Annotated in this window: 10 protein-coding genes and 2 pseudogenes; 9 read left to right on the forward strand and 3 right to left on the reverse strand. The window is 71.0% G+C overall.

The window, feature by feature from the left end; all coding sequences use genetic code 11:
- Positions 1-53: 53 nt before the first annotated feature.
- Both IG99_RS35385 and IG99_RS35390 read left to right on the forward strand, forming a co-directional pair.
- Positions 54-890, forward strand: coding sequence for a helix-turn-helix transcriptional regulator (locus IG99_RS35385; RefSeq protein WP_037681509.1), 837 nt, complete (start codon positions 54-56; stop codon positions 888-890).
- Positions 891-1,095: 205 nt separating this feature from the next.
- Entirely contained in the window at positions 1,096-3,909 is a 2,814-nt protein-coding gene (locus tag IG99_RS35390) for an ATP-binding protein (protein ID WP_037681512.1), read from the forward strand.
- On the opposite strand, the pseudogene IG99_RS35395 reads toward IG99_RS35390, so the two are convergent.
- Positions 3,884-4,291, reverse strand: a pseudogene (locus tag IG99_RS35395) (maleylpyruvate isomerase N-terminal domain-containing protein); the annotation flags it as partial. The gene IG99_RS35390 and the pseudogene IG99_RS35395 overlap by 26 nt on opposite strands.
- A gap of 200 nt (positions 4,292-4,491) precedes the next feature.
- On the opposite strand from IG99_RS35395, the pseudogene IG99_RS35400 reads away from it, so the two are divergent.
- Positions 4,492-5,282: pseudogene (locus IG99_RS35400) on the forward strand (S1 family peptidase).
- 111 nt (positions 5,283-5,393) lie between these two features.
- Here IG99_RS35400 and IG99_RS35405 read toward each other — a convergent pair.
- Both IG99_RS35405 and IG99_RS35410 read right to left on the reverse strand, forming a co-directional pair.
- Positions 5,394-6,503 carry a winged helix DNA-binding domain-containing protein gene (locus IG99_RS35405; RefSeq protein ID WP_037681516.1) on the reverse strand — a complete coding sequence of 370 codons (1,110 nt, stop codon included), beginning with the start codon at positions 6,501-6,503 and terminating at the stop codon, positions 5,394-5,396.
- A gap of 317 nt (positions 6,504-6,820) precedes the next feature.
- Positions 6,821-9,052: an alpha-L-fucosidase gene (locus IG99_RS35410; RefSeq protein WP_037681519.1), complete on the reverse strand. Its 2,232-nt coding sequence runs from the start codon at positions 9,050-9,052 to the stop codon at positions 6,821-6,823.
- A 378-nt stretch (positions 9,053-9,430) separates the two neighbouring features.
- Between IG99_RS35410 and IG99_RS35415 the strand changes: the two genes are divergently transcribed.
- The 6 genes from IG99_RS35415 to IG99_RS35440 all read left to right on the forward strand — a co-directional run bounded on the left by IG99_RS35415 (position 9,431) and on the right by IG99_RS35440 (position 15,871).
- Positions 9,431-10,495, forward strand: coding sequence for a sugar ABC transporter substrate-binding protein (locus IG99_RS35415; protein ID WP_037681522.1), 1,065 nt, complete (start codon positions 9,431-9,433; stop codon positions 10,493-10,495).
- 46 nt (positions 10,496-10,541) lie between these two features.
- Positions 10,542-12,104, forward strand: coding sequence for a sugar ABC transporter ATP-binding protein (locus tag IG99_RS35420; protein WP_037681524.1), 1,563 nt, complete (start codon positions 10,542-10,544; stop codon positions 12,102-12,104).
- Entirely contained in the window at positions 12,097-13,140 is a 1,044-nt protein-coding gene (locus IG99_RS35425; RefSeq protein ID WP_037681526.1) for an ABC transporter permease, read from the forward strand. The genes IG99_RS35420 and IG99_RS35425 overlap by 8 nt, the downstream gene beginning before the upstream one ends.
- Positions 13,141-13,231: 91 nt before the next feature.
- Positions 13,232-14,566: an L-fuconate dehydratase gene (locus tag IG99_RS35430; protein WP_078948108.1), complete on the forward strand. Its 1,335-nt coding sequence runs from the start codon at positions 13,232-13,234 to the stop codon at positions 14,564-14,566.
- Positions 14,559-15,443, forward strand: coding sequence for an amidohydrolase family protein (locus IG99_RS35435; RefSeq protein ID WP_037681529.1), 885 nt, complete (start codon positions 14,559-14,561; stop codon positions 15,441-15,443). Before IG99_RS35430 ends, IG99_RS35435 begins: the two co-directional genes overlap by 8 nt.
- On the forward strand, positions 15,434-15,871 hold the full coding sequence (locus IG99_RS35440; protein ID WP_037681531.1) for an RbsD/FucU domain-containing protein: 438 nt from the start codon (positions 15,434-15,436) through the stop codon (positions 15,869-15,871). Before IG99_RS35435 ends, IG99_RS35440 begins: the two co-directional genes overlap by 10 nt.
- The last annotated feature ends 75 nt before the right edge of the window (positions 15,872-15,946 follow it).

Below are 15,946 nucleotides of genomic sequence, written 5' to 3' on the forward strand. Positions count from 1 at the left end.
ACCCCCGAACGGGGGTGTGGGCCACGAGTCGGCCGTGATGAAGGGGCGATCAGGTGACAACGGACCCGGCCGGGGCGCCGGAGATACGGGGAGCGCTGGCGCGGCTGCGCCGCACGACCGGTCTCCCGGTGGCCTTCGGCGGCCTGGTGGGCACGGGGCGGCAGCAGATGCGCATCAGCGAACTGAGCGGCAACAGCACGCTCGCGCTCAGCGCCCTCACGGTGACCTCGGGAAACGGCCTCGGCGGCAAGGCGGTGGCGCTGGCCCGTCCGTGCGCCGTGACCGACTATTCGCTCTCCCGGCAGATCAGTCACGAGTACGACGCCGCCGTGGCCGCCGAGGGCCTGCGCTCGGTGCTGGCGGTGCCGGTCGTGGTACGGCGCCGGGTGCGCGGGGTGCTGTACGGCGCCCTGCGCACGGCCCAGCCGCTGGGCGACCGCACGCTGTCGGCGGCCGTGGCGGCGGCGCGGGACGTGGAGCAGGCGCTGGTGGTGCGGGAGGAGGCGGGTTCGCTGCTGACGGCGGCGCGGACGCGGCCCGCTCAGCGGGACTCCGGCCCGGGCGCCGGCTGGGAGCAGGTGCGGGAGGCCCACGCGGCCCTGCGGGCGCTGGCCCCGCGCATCGCCGACCCGGCGCTGCGGGCCGAGCTGCTCGCCGCGTGCGGGCTGCTGGCGGGGGACCCGGCGACGGCCGGAATCAGCCTCACGCCGCGTGAGGTGGACGTGCTGGCGTGTGTGGCGGAGGGGACGACGAACGCGGTGGCCGCGCAGCGGCTGGGGCTGCGGCCGGAGACGGTGAAGGGGTATCTGAGATCTGCGATGCGGAAGTTGGGGGCGCACACGCGTGGGGAGGCGGTCGCCGCCGCGCGCCGGGCGGGGGTGCTGCCGTAGCGCCGGGCGGGGTGGGGTCGCGTACCGCGCGGGGAGGCGCGGCATACGCTCCGGCGGCCCCACCGGACGACGACTTCTCATTCATTCAGGCGCGCTTTGAATTTCCGTATGCCACGGCGTGTTATTTCCCTCACCACGCCGTACGTCCGAATTTCAAAGGGTGATTGCCTAATATTGGCCAGGACACGACACACGGAGGGGAGCGGTGACCGTGCGACGGGAGTTCCAGGAGCCTGCGAGAAGCCGCCCCGACCTGGTCATCGGCAGGGACGAGCTGACGACGGCGGCGCGTGAGCAGCTCGCGCGCGGCGGCAGTGTGCTGCTCCACGGGCCCGCCGGAATAGGAAAGTCGACCGTCCTGCGGGCATTGGCCGCGGAATACGCCGATACGGCACGGATTGTGTTGCGCTGCTCGGCGACCGAGTCCGAATCCCATCTCCCCTTCCTGGCCCTGGCCGACCTCCTCGGTCTCGTCGTCGGCGAGGTCTCCGACCAACTGCCCGTCGCCCAGCGCACCGCCCTGGAGTCGGCGCTCACCGGACGCGGCGAGTCCACCCTCCAGAGCGACGGTCTCGCGCTGCGGCTGGCCGTACTGTCGGCGCTGCGCGCCCTCGCCGCGCAGCGCCCCGTCCTGATCGTCGCCGACGACCTCCAGTGGCTGGATTCAGCCAGCGCCGAACTCCTCGGCTTCGCCGCCCGCCGCCTCGGCGACACCCCGGTGCAGATGCTGTGCGCGGTACGGACCGAGGGGCAGGAGTACGACCGGCATCTACGCGCGTCCCCGCCGGACACCCTCGCCGTACGGCTCAACCCGCTCTCCCGCGCCCATGTCTCCGCGCTGCTCGACCACCGCGGCTACACCGACCTGCCGCGCTCCACCGTCCGCGACATCCACCGCACCAGCGGCGGCAACCCGCTGTTCGCCCTGGAACTGGGCCGCGCCCTCGCCGAGAACCCGACCCCGCCGCGCCCCGGTGAGCCGCTGCCGGTGCCCACCTCGCTGCGCGCCCTGGTCCTCAGCCGCCTGGACATGCTGTCGGACGAGGCCCGCCGCACCCTCCTGGTGGCCAGCGCGGGCGCCCGCCCGACGCTCGCGCTGCTGCACGAGGCGGGGCTGGAGAACGCCGAGGCGGACACCGCGCAGGCCGCGGCGCTCGGACTGCTGACGACCGAGCCGGAGGGCCCGGCCGTACGGTTCGCGCACCCACTGATCTCCGCCGCGCTGTACGCGGAGGCCACCGCGCAGGAGCGGCGCGCCGCGCACGCCGCGCTGTCCACGGCCGCCTCCGACCCGATCGAGCGGGCCCGGCACCTCGCCCTGACGACCACCGGCACCGACCCGGAGGTCGCCGCCCGGCTCGCCGAGGCCGCCGCGCTCGCCCGGGACCGCGGCGCCCCCTCGGTCGCCGCCTCGCTCGGGCTGCTCGCGGCCCGGCACACCCCGGCCGACGGCGAACCCGGCCCGGACGAACGCCGGTTGCAGGCGGCGGAGGACGCGATCATCGCCGGCGAGGTGGACCTCGCCCGGGACATCGCGCGCGAGGTGCTGACCCGGGCCACGGTGCCCGCCGAGCGGGTGCGGGCCTGGGAGGTGGTGATCGAGGCGGCCGGCCAGGCCATGGGCGACGTCGACGCCGTCTTCCCACAGGTGCTGGCCGACGCGGGCGACGACCCGAGGCTGCTCGCCCTGGTCCACTACCGGCTGGCCTGGCGGGGCCTGGTCGTGGTCGGCGAATTCGCCGAGGCCCGCCGGCAGGCCGCGCACGCGGCGGAGCTGGCCGCGCGGGGCGAGGACCGCCGCACCGAGCTGATGGCCCTGTCGCTCCAGGCCTCCACCGAGACCCTCATGGGGCACCCGGACGCGCCCGCCACCATCAAGCGGGCGCTGCGCGAACCCCAGGACCCGTATGTGGCGTGCCATCACAACGGCGTGGGGATGGCCCGGTTCCGCTGGCTGCTGATGAGCGACCAGCTGCCGGAGGCCCGCACGACCATCACCGCGCTGCTGCGCGAGGTGCAGCGGCGCGGCATGGTCGAGAGCGAGGTGCACTTCCAGCGCTTCCTCGCCGAGACCGAGCTGCGTTCCGGGCACTGCGGCCGCGCCCTCGACCTGGCCCGCGAGTCCCTGCGGCTGGCCCGGGACTCCGGCATCGGCCTGGGCGCCTCGGCCATGCTCACCTCCCTGGCGGAGGCCTCCGGCGGTGACGTGGACCGGGCACTGGTGCTGGCCCGGGAGGCGGTCGGGCGGGCCGAGGAGGACGGCGACCAGATGTACCTCTCCCGGGCCCTGGCCGCCCTGGGGTACGCCCAGTTGGTGGCCGGGGACGCGGCGGGCGCGGTCGGGTCGCTGCGCCGGGTGCGCGAGCTGGAGCTGGGCCTCGGCATCACCGACCCCGCGCGCGGCCGCTGGCAGGGGGACCTCGCCGAGGCCCTGGTGCGCGTCGGGGAGCCGGGCGAGGCGCAGGACGTGATCGACGTGACCCGCGAACACGCGATGCGGCTCGGCCGGGAGAGCATCCTCGCCGTCATGGACCGCGCGGAGGCGCTGGTGCGGGCGGCGCGCGGGGACCACGACGAGGCGCTCGCCCGACTGACCTCCGTGCAGGACCGGCTCGCCAAGCTGGGCTATGGCCTGGAGGAGGCGCGGGCCGCGTTCGCGCTGGCCCTGCTGCGCACGCGGCGGCCGGGCCCGACGTCGTACGACGAGTCGGCGCGGCTGTTCCGGCGGTGCCGGGCGCTGCCCTGGCTGCGTCAGGTGGACGCGGCCACCGCCGCGGTCGAGACGCAGCCGACCGCCGTCCCCGAGCGGGACAGCGCGTCGGCGGCGCTGGAGGGACTGGCCTCGATGGAGCGTCAGGTCGCCGCGCTGGTCATGGAGGGCGCCACCAACCGGGAGATCGCCGCACGGCTGTTCATCAGCGTCAAGACGGTCGAGGCGACACTCACCCGGGTCTACCGCAAGCTGGGGATCCGTTCGCGGGTGGACATCGTCCGACTGGCTGCGGGGCGCCCACGGTGAGCTGGGCGTCGTAGGTGTGCGCCGCGATCTCGTGGAGCCGGCGTCGCGCGGCGGCACCGCAGGTCTGCGGCGACTGCGACTTCCCCCACCACGTCCAGCAACCGCGGTCCGGGCCGGCCTCCCGCAGCGCATCCAGGAACTGCTGCGTCGACGCGGCCAGCCAGGCCAGCAGGGCCTCGAGCTCCCGCGGCGCGGCCGGGTCGCCCTGCGGTTCGGCCTTGGCCGTGGCGTCAGGCCCCGCGACGATGGTGGCGGCCCAGGCGTGGCGCCCCTCGCCCAGGTGCTGCACCGGGTCGAACAGCGTCCATTCGGGGCAGGTCGGCACCTGCACGTCGGGGCTGGTCGCGGCAGCGACCGCGGCGCGGAAGGCAGTCGACCGTTCGCAACGAGGGACAACCGAGGGTTTTCCCTGCCCGACTCCTTCCGTGGGTAGGGGGTTCCCTCATTGGGGTCGGGGTGCGCCAGGCCATAGCGTGAGGGACGTGCCGCTCGCCCGGGCACACGGGGGTCGGTCCCGCGGCCCCCGTGCAAACCCCCCACACCCGCGCGACCCCCCACCGGCAACCCCCGCTGAGGAGACTCATGTTCGGGCTCACCCGTGTCAGACAGACCGCCGCGGTCCTCGCGGCAACCGCGGCCGCGGCCGTCACCGCGCTCGCCGGCGCCCCCACCGCCGTCGCCGCGCCCCAGCCGATCGTGGGCGGCACGACCACCACGACGACCGCGTACCCGTTCGTCATGCAGATCACGGACGCCTCGCAGAACCAGTTCTGCGGCGGCACCCTCGTCTCCCCCACGAAGGTCGTCACGGCCGCGCACTGCATGGTCGGCGAGTCCACCGGCAGCGTCCGAGTGGTCGGCGGGCGCACCTACCTCAACGGCACCAACGGCACGGTCAGCCGCGTCAGCAAGATCTGGTCCACCCGAGTTACACGGACGCCACCAACGGCGACGACGTGGCCGTCCTGACACTGTCGACGTCGATGCCGTACACCACGGCGAAGTACGTCTCCTCCTCAAACACGTCCGTGTACGCGGCCGGCACCACCGCCCGCATCCTCGGCTGGGGCACCACCTCGGAGAACGGCAGCTCCTCCAACCAGCTGCGGACGGCGACCGTGCCGATCGTGTCCAACGCCGGCTGCGCCGGCTCGTACGGCTCCGACTTCGTCGCGAGCGACATGGTTTGCGCCGGATACACCTCCGGCGGCACAGACACCTGCCAGGGCGACAGCGGCGGTCCCCTGCTCATCGGGGGCGTCCTGGCAGGGATCACTTCTTGGGGCGAGGGCTGCGCGCAGGCCGGTTACCCGGGCATCTACACCCGGCTGACCACCTTCTCCGGCCTGGTGACCGCACAGGTCACCTCGTGACCCGGAAGAATTCCTGAGCACCCCTCAGGTGAATACCAGGGGGCGCTGCGAGCCTCCACGAGCGGCCCGCAGCGCCCTCTATCCACGCGTCCACTTGGATCCCGGAGCCGTTCAGGCGCCCACGACGGTCCCGAACCGGACGTCGTACGCGCTTCCCGGATGCAGCACCGCGAGCATCCGCTCCCCCTCCGCGGCGACCTCCTCCCGCTGCGCCCCGGTGAGGCGGCCGAAGGGCTCGACGACGAGGGCGTCCTCCGTCAGCTTCCACACGCCGGCCAGGAAGCCGTCGACGAGGAGGGTCGAGTACGCCACGTTCCGCTGCCAACTGCGGCCCCAGTACTCCTCGGGGATGACGCGGGTACGGTCCGCGTGGGAGAGGAGCAGGTTGTCGAACTCGGGGAGGAAGCGGGGCGGGGCCGGGGTGGCGGGGTCGGGGCGGGGTGCGTCGGGCAGGTCGAACAGCTCGACGCCGTTGGTGTCCCGGAAGGTGAGCAGTCGCGGGCGCAGCCGTTCGAACGCGGGGCGCAGGCGGGTGAGGCCGGACCAGGTCTGCATGTCCTTGACGGAGGCGGGCCCGAAGGCGGCGAGGTAGCGCAGGACGGCCTCGTCCGGGGCGGGCGCCTCCGCACTGTCGCGGCCGAGCCAGTGCTCGGCGGTGGTGAGGGCGACCTGGCCGCTCCGGCCCCACAGGCCCCGCGGTGTGACCTGGACGAGCGGCAGCCTGCAGCGGGCGGCGATGGCGAGGGCCTGCGGATCGGCGTCCGGCCACTCGACGAGCAGGGCCTCGCGCAACTGCTTCATGGTGCGCGGCTCCGCCTCGACGAACGCGCGGGCCAGGGCGGCGAGGCGGTCCAGGTCGACGCCGGCGAGCCGCTTGCGGAAGAGGCCGAGCTCGCGCTCCCGGGCGGGCTGCACCAGTGGCCGCAGGGTGAGGCAGTCCTCGGCGGTGTGCGTGTGGATGGTCGAGCGCAGGGTGACGATGCGCACGACCCGACGCTCGGCCATGAGCTCCGACAGCTGCTCGGGGGCGAACCCCTCCAGGCGGGCGGCGAGCGCGTGGTACGGCGGCTTCACGTTCTGCGCCTGGAGACCGACCAGATGCGTGACGGCCGCCTCGGCACCCATCGGCGAACGCCGCAGGAGCAGTTGCCGGCCGAGGGTCGCACGGTTCAGGGCGCGGGCGCCGAGCACGGGGGCCGTGGCGGCCGTCGTCTTCGTCATACAGGGCACGCTAGCGGGGCTTGCGGACAAGTACGGTCCGCGACTCCCTCAAGACAGCTGGTCGTTCCCCAGCTCAACGGCAGGCGGTGGGGGCCCGGTTGGCTCCGACGACTACGTCGTCCCTCACCGCTGCAGCGCCGGTTCCGGGACGCGACCACCGCCACCGCCCACGTCCAGGTGAAGACGGGCACGTGGGAGACGACCGGTCGTGTCCTGCTCGGCGTACCGGCGGGCACGGAGCGGCTCTGACCGGGGGCACCGGATCTCGCGCCGGGGTGTGACGAGCGACCACGACCGCTCGTCACACCCCGAGGGGATCACTGGGCCGTGAAGGTCCACAGCAGGTTGGTGCTGCTGCCGTACGACCACTGCTTGGTGATGGAGCCCGAGGCGACGTTGCCGCCGCCGTCGAGGACGAGTCCGGTGGTGCGGTTGGCGACGGAGTAGCGGCCGGCTCCGCGATGGGTGATCGTCCACTGCTGGTTGGTGCCGCCGTTCCAAGCGGCCTGCCGGGCGGCGGAGCCGTTGGTGGTGGCACCCCAGCCGTCGGCGACCATGCCGTTGGTGCGGTTGACCAGCTTGTAGTAGCCACCGCCGACCGCCACCGCCTGCCACTGGAGGTTGTTGCTGCCGTCCCAGGTCCACTGCTTGAGGTTGGACCCGGAGGCGACGTTGCCGCCGCTGTCCAGGGCCAGGCCGTCGGTGGCGTTGGTGATCCGGAAGTATGTCGAGGGGTTGAACTGCACCTTCAGCGACGTGATCGCGTCGTTGTTGCCGGTGACCCGCAGGTCGGGGTTGTCGGCGGTGAAGGTCCAGGAGGTGCCGGTGAAGTTGTCCCCTGAGTAGCCGATCACCTGGCAGCCCGCGGCCAGCCGGAGGGAGGAAAGGACGTTGGGGCCCAGTCCGGCCGACGTCAGCGCACTCGCGGTGTAGTCGCCGAGAGCGAGCGCAGCACCGGTGCCGACGTAGTTGACGTCCGCGAAGGCGACGGCGCCGGACAGCCGCAGGGCGGGGATGTCTCCGGAGAAGGTGAGCTTGAGGACGTACGCGTTGGCGCTGAACGGCGCCGAGGAAGGCAGGGCCACCGTGAGGCCGGTGGAGGTCTGTGTCGGCGTCGCCAGGCTGATGTAGTTGCCGGCGGTCGAGTCGAGCAGCTTCACCGAGGTCAGTGAGGAGAGGTCGATCTGGTTCGAGCCGAGGGTCTTGATCGTCACTGAGCTGCCCGGCCAGCCGAGGATGGTGGCGTACAGGACGTTGTTCGCCTTGTTGCGGGTGAAGCGGATGTCCTGCGGGGTGCCGGCCGTCGGGTTGGTGAAGGAGCCGCCGCCCATCTTCGTGGGTCCCTCGCCGTACGTGGTCCACGCCCGGGTGCTGTACACCGACTCGCCGAAGCGCTTCAGGTAGTCGCCGATGCCGAGCAGGATGTTCTTCTGAGCCTGCGGGATCGTGCCGTCGGCCATCGGGGCGATGTTCAGCAGCACGTTGCCGTTCTTGCTGACCCGGTCGAGGAACGAGTGCAGCATCTGCTGGGTGGTGTAGTAGCCGATGCCTTGTGTGTAGCACCAGCTGCTGCTGGAGATGCTGTCGTCGGTGAGCCAGTACGGGGAGGTGAGGTCGGCCGGGCCGCCGCGCTCGTAGTCGAAGACCTCGCCCTTGCCGTTCATGCCGTCCTTGTAGGTGGCGACGACCTCGCGGCCCCAGCTGTTGGCCTGGTTGTAGTAGTACGACAGGAAGTTCAGCCGCTGTGTCTCGTCGACCGCGTCGAGCTTGAAGTCCTGCCACAGGATGTCGGGCTGGGCGCGGTCGATGACCTCCTTGAGCTTGTCGTACCAGAGCTGGTTCTCCGCCGTCGCGCCCAGCTGGCCGTAGAGCTTCTTGAGGCTGGGGTCGGTCTGGGCGGGAGCGTACTGGTAGAAGCCGTTGTAGTTGTACGCGTGGTGCATGGCCACCAGCAGCTTGAGGTTCTTGGCGCGGATGGCCGTGGTGAAGAGCTGCAGCAGGTTGAGCCCAGGGCCCTTGTTCACCGAGTTCCACTCGTTGACCTGGCTGTCCCACATGGAGAAGCCGTCGTGGTGCTCTGCGACGGGGCCGGCGAACCTCGCGCCGGCGTCGACGAACAACTGCGCCCACTCGTCGGGGTCGAAGTTGCCGCCCGCCGACTTCAGCTTCGGCGCGAACTTCACGGTGTTGCCCGCCAGGTCCTGAGCCCCATTGATGAAGTTGTGGTACGGCCACGCCGAGGGCTGGCCGTAGGTCGCGATGTGGTGTTGGTTGGCGTTGCTGCCGCTTTGGTACATGTTGCGCGGGTACCACTCGTTGTCGTACGCCGGAACGCTGAAGACACCCCAGTGGAAGTAGATGCCGAACTTGGCGTCCTGGAACCACTCCGGGGCCGGCGGGTGCTGGTCCACCGAATTCCAGTCGGGCGTGTACGTGCTGGGCGCCGCCTGCGCGCTGCCGGCACCGAACAGGCCTCCGGCTACGGCGGCCGCGGCCACGCAGGTGGAGCCGGCGAGGAACCGGCGTCTGTTGATCGAAGAGCTGGACATGAGGACATCCCTGGTGCGGAGGAGGACAGGGTGGGGGCGGTTACGCATGAAGTTCGGTCATGTGTCCACGTGATGTCAACGGGTGCGCAGGGATGAAAACCGAGGATTGACCAGCCGTTTTGCCGCTTGAGAACCATTTCGTCAGTAATTGCTGCGCCCTAAACATGGCATGTCTCACGGGAATCCCCTGGTTGGTTCGCCACAGAGATCGATGTTGATTGATGGGATGGATGATCTCCACACCCTCTCCACCTTCGCTCTTCACCATCCCTTTGAACTGCGATTTCATCACGTGACCTACGAGGGACTAGACAGCGTGCCCCAATCCTGCCTATACATACATCCCATCTCTCCTGGACCCAGCCCGAGGAAGTACCGATGAGACTCAGAAGCGTCCTCTGTTCCACCGCCTCCGTCCTGTCCGCACTGGCGCTGCTCAGCGCCTGCGGTGGTGGCGCCAGCACCTCGGCGTCGTCGACCGACTCGCCCCTGGTCGGCGTCGACTACCCGCGCTCCGACACCGACTTCTGGAACTCGTACATCAAGTACACGCCGGAGTACGCCAAGCAGCTGGGCCTCTCCCTCAAGACCACCAACTCGCAGAACGACGTCGCCAAGCTGACCGCCAACGCGCAGACGTTCATCAGCCAGGGCGTCAAGGGCATCGCGATGGCCCCGCAGGACACCGCCGCCATCGCGCCGACGCTGTCACAGCTGAAGGCGAAGAAGATCCCGGTCGTCACCGTCGACACCCGCCCCGACAACGGCAACGTGTTCATGGTGGTGCGCGCCGACAACCGGGCGTACGGCGAGAAGGCGTGCCAGTACCTGGGCACCAAGCTGGGCGGCAAGGGCAAGGTCGTCATGCTGGAGGGCGGCCTGGACTCCATCAACGGCCGTGACCGCACCGAGGCGTTCAACGACTGCATGAAGAAGAGCTACCCGGGCATCAAGGTGCTCGGCGAGGCCACCAACTGGGACGGCGCGGTCGCCGCTCAGAAGCTGCAGACGGACCTGACCGCCAACCCGGACATCAAGGGCGTCTACATGGAGTCCAGTTTCGCCTTGGCCGGCACGCTCCAGGTGCTCAAGCAGAAGGGTCTGCTGGTCGACCCGAAGGACAAGAAGCACGTCTTCATCGTCTCCAACGACGGCATTCCGGAGGAGCTGAAGGACATCGCCGCGGGCAAGATCGACGCCACTGTCTCGCAGCCGGCCGACCTCTACGCCAAGTACGCCCTGTACTACCTGAAGGCCGCGATCGACGGGAAGACGTTCAAGCCCGGCAAGACCGACCACGACAGCACCATCATCCAGGTCCGTCCCGGCCTGCTCGAGGACCAGCTGTCCGCCCCCCTCGTCACCGCCGACGGCGGCACCTACGGCGGCGTGCCCAGCGTGAAGAGCGACGACAAGTCGCTGTGGGGCAACAACCTCGGCTGATGGCCCGTCAGGGACGACAACGGCGCATCTAGACAAGGCGGTTGAGATGAACGACGGGGAGCGAGCAGTGACCCCCGCATCCGCCCGGGCGGACGGTGGGCGGGTCCTGGTGGACCCGCCTGTCGTCGAGGCGACGGGCATAGTCAAGAAATTCGGTCCGACGGTGGCCCTCAGCGGCGCCCGGATCACCATCCGGCCGGGCGAGACCCACGCGCTCGTCGGCCGCAACGGGGCCGGCAAGTCGACCCTGGTGTCCGTCCTCACCGGACTCCAGGCGCCGGACGAGGGAACGGTGACCTTCGGCGGCGAGCCCGCCCCCCGGCTCACCGACCGGGACGCCTGGCGGCAACGAGTCGCCTGTGTCTACCAGAAGTCGACGATCATCCCCACGCTGACCGTCGCCGAGAACCTCTTCCTCAACCGGCACGACCACGGCCGCAACCGGCTGATCAGCTGGCCGGGCGTGCGCCGCCGGGCGCAGGAGCTGCTCGCGACGTGGTCGGTGGACGTGGATCCGCAGGCCCCGGCCGGTGATCTGAGCGTGGAGCAGCGGCAGTTCGTGGAGATCGCCCGCGCACTGTCCTTCGGGGCCCGGTTCATCATCCTCGACGAGCCGACGGCCCAGCTCGACGGGGCGGCCATCAACCGGCTCTTCGACAGGATCCGCGACCTGCAACGCCAGGGCGTGACTTTCCTGTTCATCAGCCACCACCTCCAGGAGGTCTACGAGATCTGCGACATGGTGACGGTGTTCCGGGACGCCCGGCACATCGTGACCGCGCCGGTCGCGGAACTCCCCCGCACGGAGCTGGTCGCCGCGATGACCGGTGAGGCGGCGGGCGACCGGCGCGAGGAGCGGGCGAGCACCCTCGACACCCGGGCGACGGCGGCTCTGGCCGTGACGGGCCTGAGCGGCGACGCGTACGAGGACGTCACCTTCCAGGTCGGGGCCGGGGAGATCGTGGGCCTCGCGGGGGCCGCCGGCAGCGGTCGTACCGAGGTCGCCGAGACCGTCGTGGGACTGCGGGCGGCGGACGGCGGTGAGGTGGAGATCGCCGGGAAGCGGCCGAAGCCGGGCAGTGTGCCCGCCGCGCTCGCCGCGGGCGCCGGATTCGTCCCGCAGGACCGGCATCACCAGGGCTTCGTGCCGGACATGTCGATCGCGGACAACGCCACGCTGTCCGTCCCCCGCCGGCTCGGCGAGTACGGGTTCCTCAGCCGGGGCCGGCGCGACCGGCTCGCCGAGGGCATGATCGAGCATCTGGCGATCAAGACGCCCGGGCCCGAGCTGCCCGTCTCCGCCCTCTCCGGCGGCAACCAGCAGAAGGTCGTCATGGCCCGCGCCCTCGCCGACGACCCCCGGCTGCTGGTCCTGATCAATCCGACCGCGGGCGTGGACGTGCGCTCCAAGGAGTTCCTCCTCGGCAAGGTCGAGGAGACCGCGCAGACCGGCACCGGAGTGCTCATCGCCTCCGACGAGCTGGACGACCTGCGCATGTGCGACCGGGTCCTGGTGATGTTCCAGGGCCGTGTGACCTCAGAGATCGCCCGCGGCTGGCACGACCACGACCTCGTGGCCGCGATGGAAGGAGTGGACCTCCATGTCTGAAACCGTCCTCGCGGACCCATCCGCTCCCAAGGCCTCGGAACCGCAGGCCAAGCGGACCGCGTTGCTCGGTGGCCGGATCCCCCTGGCCCGGCTGCGTGACCTCGCCCTGGTTCCCGCGATCGTCGCGATCGCGATCGTCGGCCAGATCGTCAACCCGGTCTTCCTGCAGGCGGACAACCTCATCAACGTCCTGCAGACCATGTCCGAGATGGCCCTGCTGGTCCTCGCCCAGACGATGATCCTGATCGTCAAGAAGATGGACCTGTCGCTGGAGTCCACCATGGGCCTCGCGCCCGGTGTCGCCGCCTGGCTGGTGGTGCCGACCGGCGCGGGACACGGACTCGGGCTCCTGCCCGGCGGCTGGGCCATCCCCGTCACGCTCGCCGTGGGCGCGCTGGTCGGTGTGATCAACGCGGTGCTGATCATCCGCTTCGGTCTCAACGGCTTCATCGTCACCCTCGGCATGCTGATCGTGCTGCGCGGTGTCCTCACCGGTATCTCCGGCGGTCAGACCTTCTTCCAGCTGCCGGAGTCGATGCTCTACTTCGGCACCGCCGAATGGTTCGGCATGCCGGCCTCGATCTGGATCTGCCTGGTGCTGTTCGCCGTCGCGATCGTGGTGCTCGGCTGGACCAGCTTCGGACGTTCGTTGTACGCCATCGGCGGCAACGTCGACGCGGCGAAGGCGGCCGGCATCCGCACCGACCGGGTGCTGTGGATCGTCATCGTCACCGGGAGCGTGCTCGCCGCCCTCGCCGGGCTGCTGCTCTCCGGACGCCTCGCCTCGGTCGCCTCGGCGCAGGGCAACGGCTACATCTTCACCGTCTTCGCCGCCGCCGTGATCGGCGGGATCAGCCTCAACGGCGGCAAGGGAACCATGTTCGGAGCGTTCAGCGGCATCCTCCTGCTGTTCATGATCCAGAACGTGCTCACGCTCGCCGGTGTCCCCGCCCAGTGGATCGGCGCCCTCAACGGTCTGATCATCCTGGTCGCACTGACCATCTCACGCATCACGGGCGGCAAGGTCCAGGAGTGAACCGGGCGGCCGACCCGGCCGCCCGTCACCCCCACTTCCCCCATCTCGTCGCACGGGCCGAGTCGCCCCTGCTGTCACAGGAGTTGTCGCCATGTCATCCGCCCTGTCCCCCTCCCCTGCCTCTGCCCGCATCACCGCCCTGGACGTCCTCGACGTGCGTTTCCCGACGTCCGAGCACCTGGACGGGTCGGACGCGATGAACCCCGAACCCGACTACTCCGCCGCCTACGTGGTCCTGCGCACCGACGCCGGGGACGGACTGGAGGGCCATGCTCTGGCCTTCACGACCGGCCGCGGCAACGACGTCCAGGCCGCCGCCATCGCGGCCCTCGCCCCGCACGTCGTCGGCCTGTCCGTCGAGGAGGTCTGCGGCGACCTCGGAGCGTTCTCCCGCTCCCTCGTCCACGACCCCCAACTGCGCTGGCTCGGCCCGGAGAAGGGCGCCATCCACATGGCCACCGGCGCCGTCGTCAACGCCGCCTGGGACCTCGCGGCCAAGCGCGCCGGCCAGCCCGTGTGGCGCTTCCTCGGCGAGATGTCACCGGAGGACCTGGTCGCCCAGGTCGACTTCCGCTGGCTCTCCGACGCCCTCACCCCCGAGGAGGCGCTGGAGATCCTCAAGCGCGCCGAGCCCGGCCGCCAGGAACGCGTCTCCCACCTGCTCGACCAGGGCTACCCCGCCTACACCACCACCCCGGGCTGGCTCGGCTACTCCGACGAGAAGCTGGCCCGCCTGGCCCGCGAGGCCGTCGCCGACGGCTTCACCCAGATCAAGCTGAAGGTCGGCGCGGACCTCGCGGACGACGTCCGGCGCATGCGCACCGCCCGCGAGACCGTCGGCGACGGCATCCGCATCGCCGTCGACGCCAACCAGAGATGGGACGTCCAGGCCGCCATCGACTGGATGCGCGAACTCGCCCCCTACCAGCCGTACTGGATCGAGGAACCCACCTCCCCCGACGACATCCTCGGCCACGCCGCCGTCCGCAGGGCCGTCAGCCCCATCAAGGTCGCCACCGGCGAACACATCGCCAACCGCGTCGTCTTCAAGCAGCTGTTGCAGGCGGGCTCGGTCGACATCGTCCAGATCGACTCCGCACGCGTCGGCGGCGTCAACGAGAACATCGCCATCCTGCTGCTCGCCGCCAAGTTCGGCGTCCCGGTCTGCCCGCACGCCGGCGGTGTGGGCCTGTGCGAGATGGTCCAGCACCTGTCGATGTTCGACTACGTCGCCGTCTCCGGCACCACCGAGGACCGCGTCATCGAGTACGTCGACCACCTGCACGAGCACTTCGTCGACCCGGTGCGCGTCACCGACGGCCACTACCTCGCACCCACCCTCCCGGGACTGAGCGCCCAGATGCACTCGGACTCCCTCAAGGAGTACACCTACCCCGACGGCCCCGTCTGGTCCACCCGTGTCTGACCGCCCCGGACTCGTCGACTCCCACCACCACCTGTGGGATCTCGGCCACCGCCCACAACCCTGGCTGGACGAGCCCGGCCTCGAGCCCATTCGCCGCACCTTCGGCCCCGACGACCTGCGCACCTCCGCCACCCGGACCATCTCCGGACGGCGCCTTACCCGCACGGTGGTCGTCCAGTGCGTCACGTCGGTTCCCGAGACCCGGGAACTGCTCGCCCTGGCCGACGAAGACCCCCTGATCGGGGCGGTCGTCGGCTGGGCGGACCTCACCTCCCCCGGGATCGGGGACGTGCTCGACGACCTGCGGTCGGGGCCCGGCGGGCGGTACCTGCGCTCCGTACGCCATCTCGTCCAGGGCGAGTCCGATCCCGAGTGGCTGCAACGGGCCTCCGTGGAACGGGGGTTGCGGGCGGTGGGCGGACGCGGACTCGCGTACGACCTGCTGGTCCGCAGCCACCAGTTCCCGCAGGCGATCCGCCTGGCCGACCGCTTCCCGGAGCTGCCCCTGGTCCTCGACCACGCCGGAAAACCGCCCATCGCCGAGCACGATCTGGACGGCTGGGAGAGGAACGTGCGGCGGCTGGCGGCCCATGAGCAGGTGCGGTGCAAGGTGTCCGGACTGGTCACCGAGGCCGATCACGAGAAGTGGACCGTCGACGACATCCGACCGGTGTGGGACGTCCTGCTGACCGCCTTCGGCCCCGACCGGCTGATGTTCGGCTCCGACTGGCCGGTCTGTGTCCTGGCGGGCGGCTGGAACCGGTGGGCCGCCACCGTCGAGGAGCTGCTGCACGACTGCTCCGCCGAGGAGGCCGACGCGGTCCTCGCCTGCACCGCTACCGCGTTCTACCAACTGAAGGAGGAACCGTGCTCCTGACCGAACTGCTGCACCCAGAGATCCTCCGGTCCCTGGCCGGAGCCGGCCACGGCGCCCGTGTGCTGCTCGCCGACGGCCACTACCCCGCGAGCACGGCCACCGGCGAACGGGCCACCACCGTCCATCTCAACCTGGCCCCCGGCCTGCTGGACGTCACCACCGTGCTCGACGTGCTGCTGCGCGCGCTGCCCGTGGAGTCGGCCCACGTGATGGTGCCGCCCGAGGGCGAACCGGAGCCGCCCGCCATCGCCGAGTACCGCTCGATGCTGGCGCCCGTACCGGTCGAAACGCTCGGCCGCTTCGAGTTCTACGACGCCGCCCGCTCCCCCGACCTGGCGCTGGCGATCGTCACCGCCGACACCCGTACCTACGCCAACCTGTTGCTGACCATCGGCGTCCGCGCTGAAGGGACCCTGACCCCGCGATGACACTCGCCGTCCGTTACACATCCGCCCGCACCCTGGACACCGCACCCGCCCAGACCGCGCCGCCCGGCCCGGGGG

Origin of the sequence: Streptomyces griseus subsp. griseus (assembly GCF_000720255.1) — a bacterium.
GTDB lineage: Bacteria > Actinomycetota > Actinomycetes > Streptomycetales > Streptomycetaceae > Streptomyces > Streptomyces griseus_I.

Bases quoted from the DNA above. Each gene is read 5' to 3' on its own strand.
- IG99_RS35405 (WP_037681516.1), bottom strand. From the start codon at position 6,503: ATGACGAAGACGACGGCCGCCACGGCCCCCGTGCTCGGCGCCCGCGCC.
- IG99_RS35410 (WP_037681519.1), bottom strand. From the start codon at position 9,052: ATGTCCAGCTCTTCGATCAACAGACGCCGGTTCCTCGCCGGCTCCACC.
- IG99_RS35415 (WP_037681522.1), top strand. From the start codon at position 9,431: ATGAGACTCAGAAGCGTCCTCTGTTCCACCGCCTCCGTCCTGTCCGCA.
- IG99_RS35420 (WP_037681524.1), top strand. From the start codon at position 10,542: ATGAACGACGGGGAGCGAGCAGTGACCCCCGCATCCGCCCGGGCGGAC.
- IG99_RS35425 (WP_037681526.1), top strand. From the start codon at position 12,097: ATGTCTGAAACCGTCCTCGCGGACCCATCCGCTCCCAAGGCCTCGGAA.
- IG99_RS35430 (WP_078948108.1), top strand. From the start codon at position 13,232: ATGTCATCCGCCCTGTCCCCCTCCCCTGCCTCTGCCCGCATCACCGCC.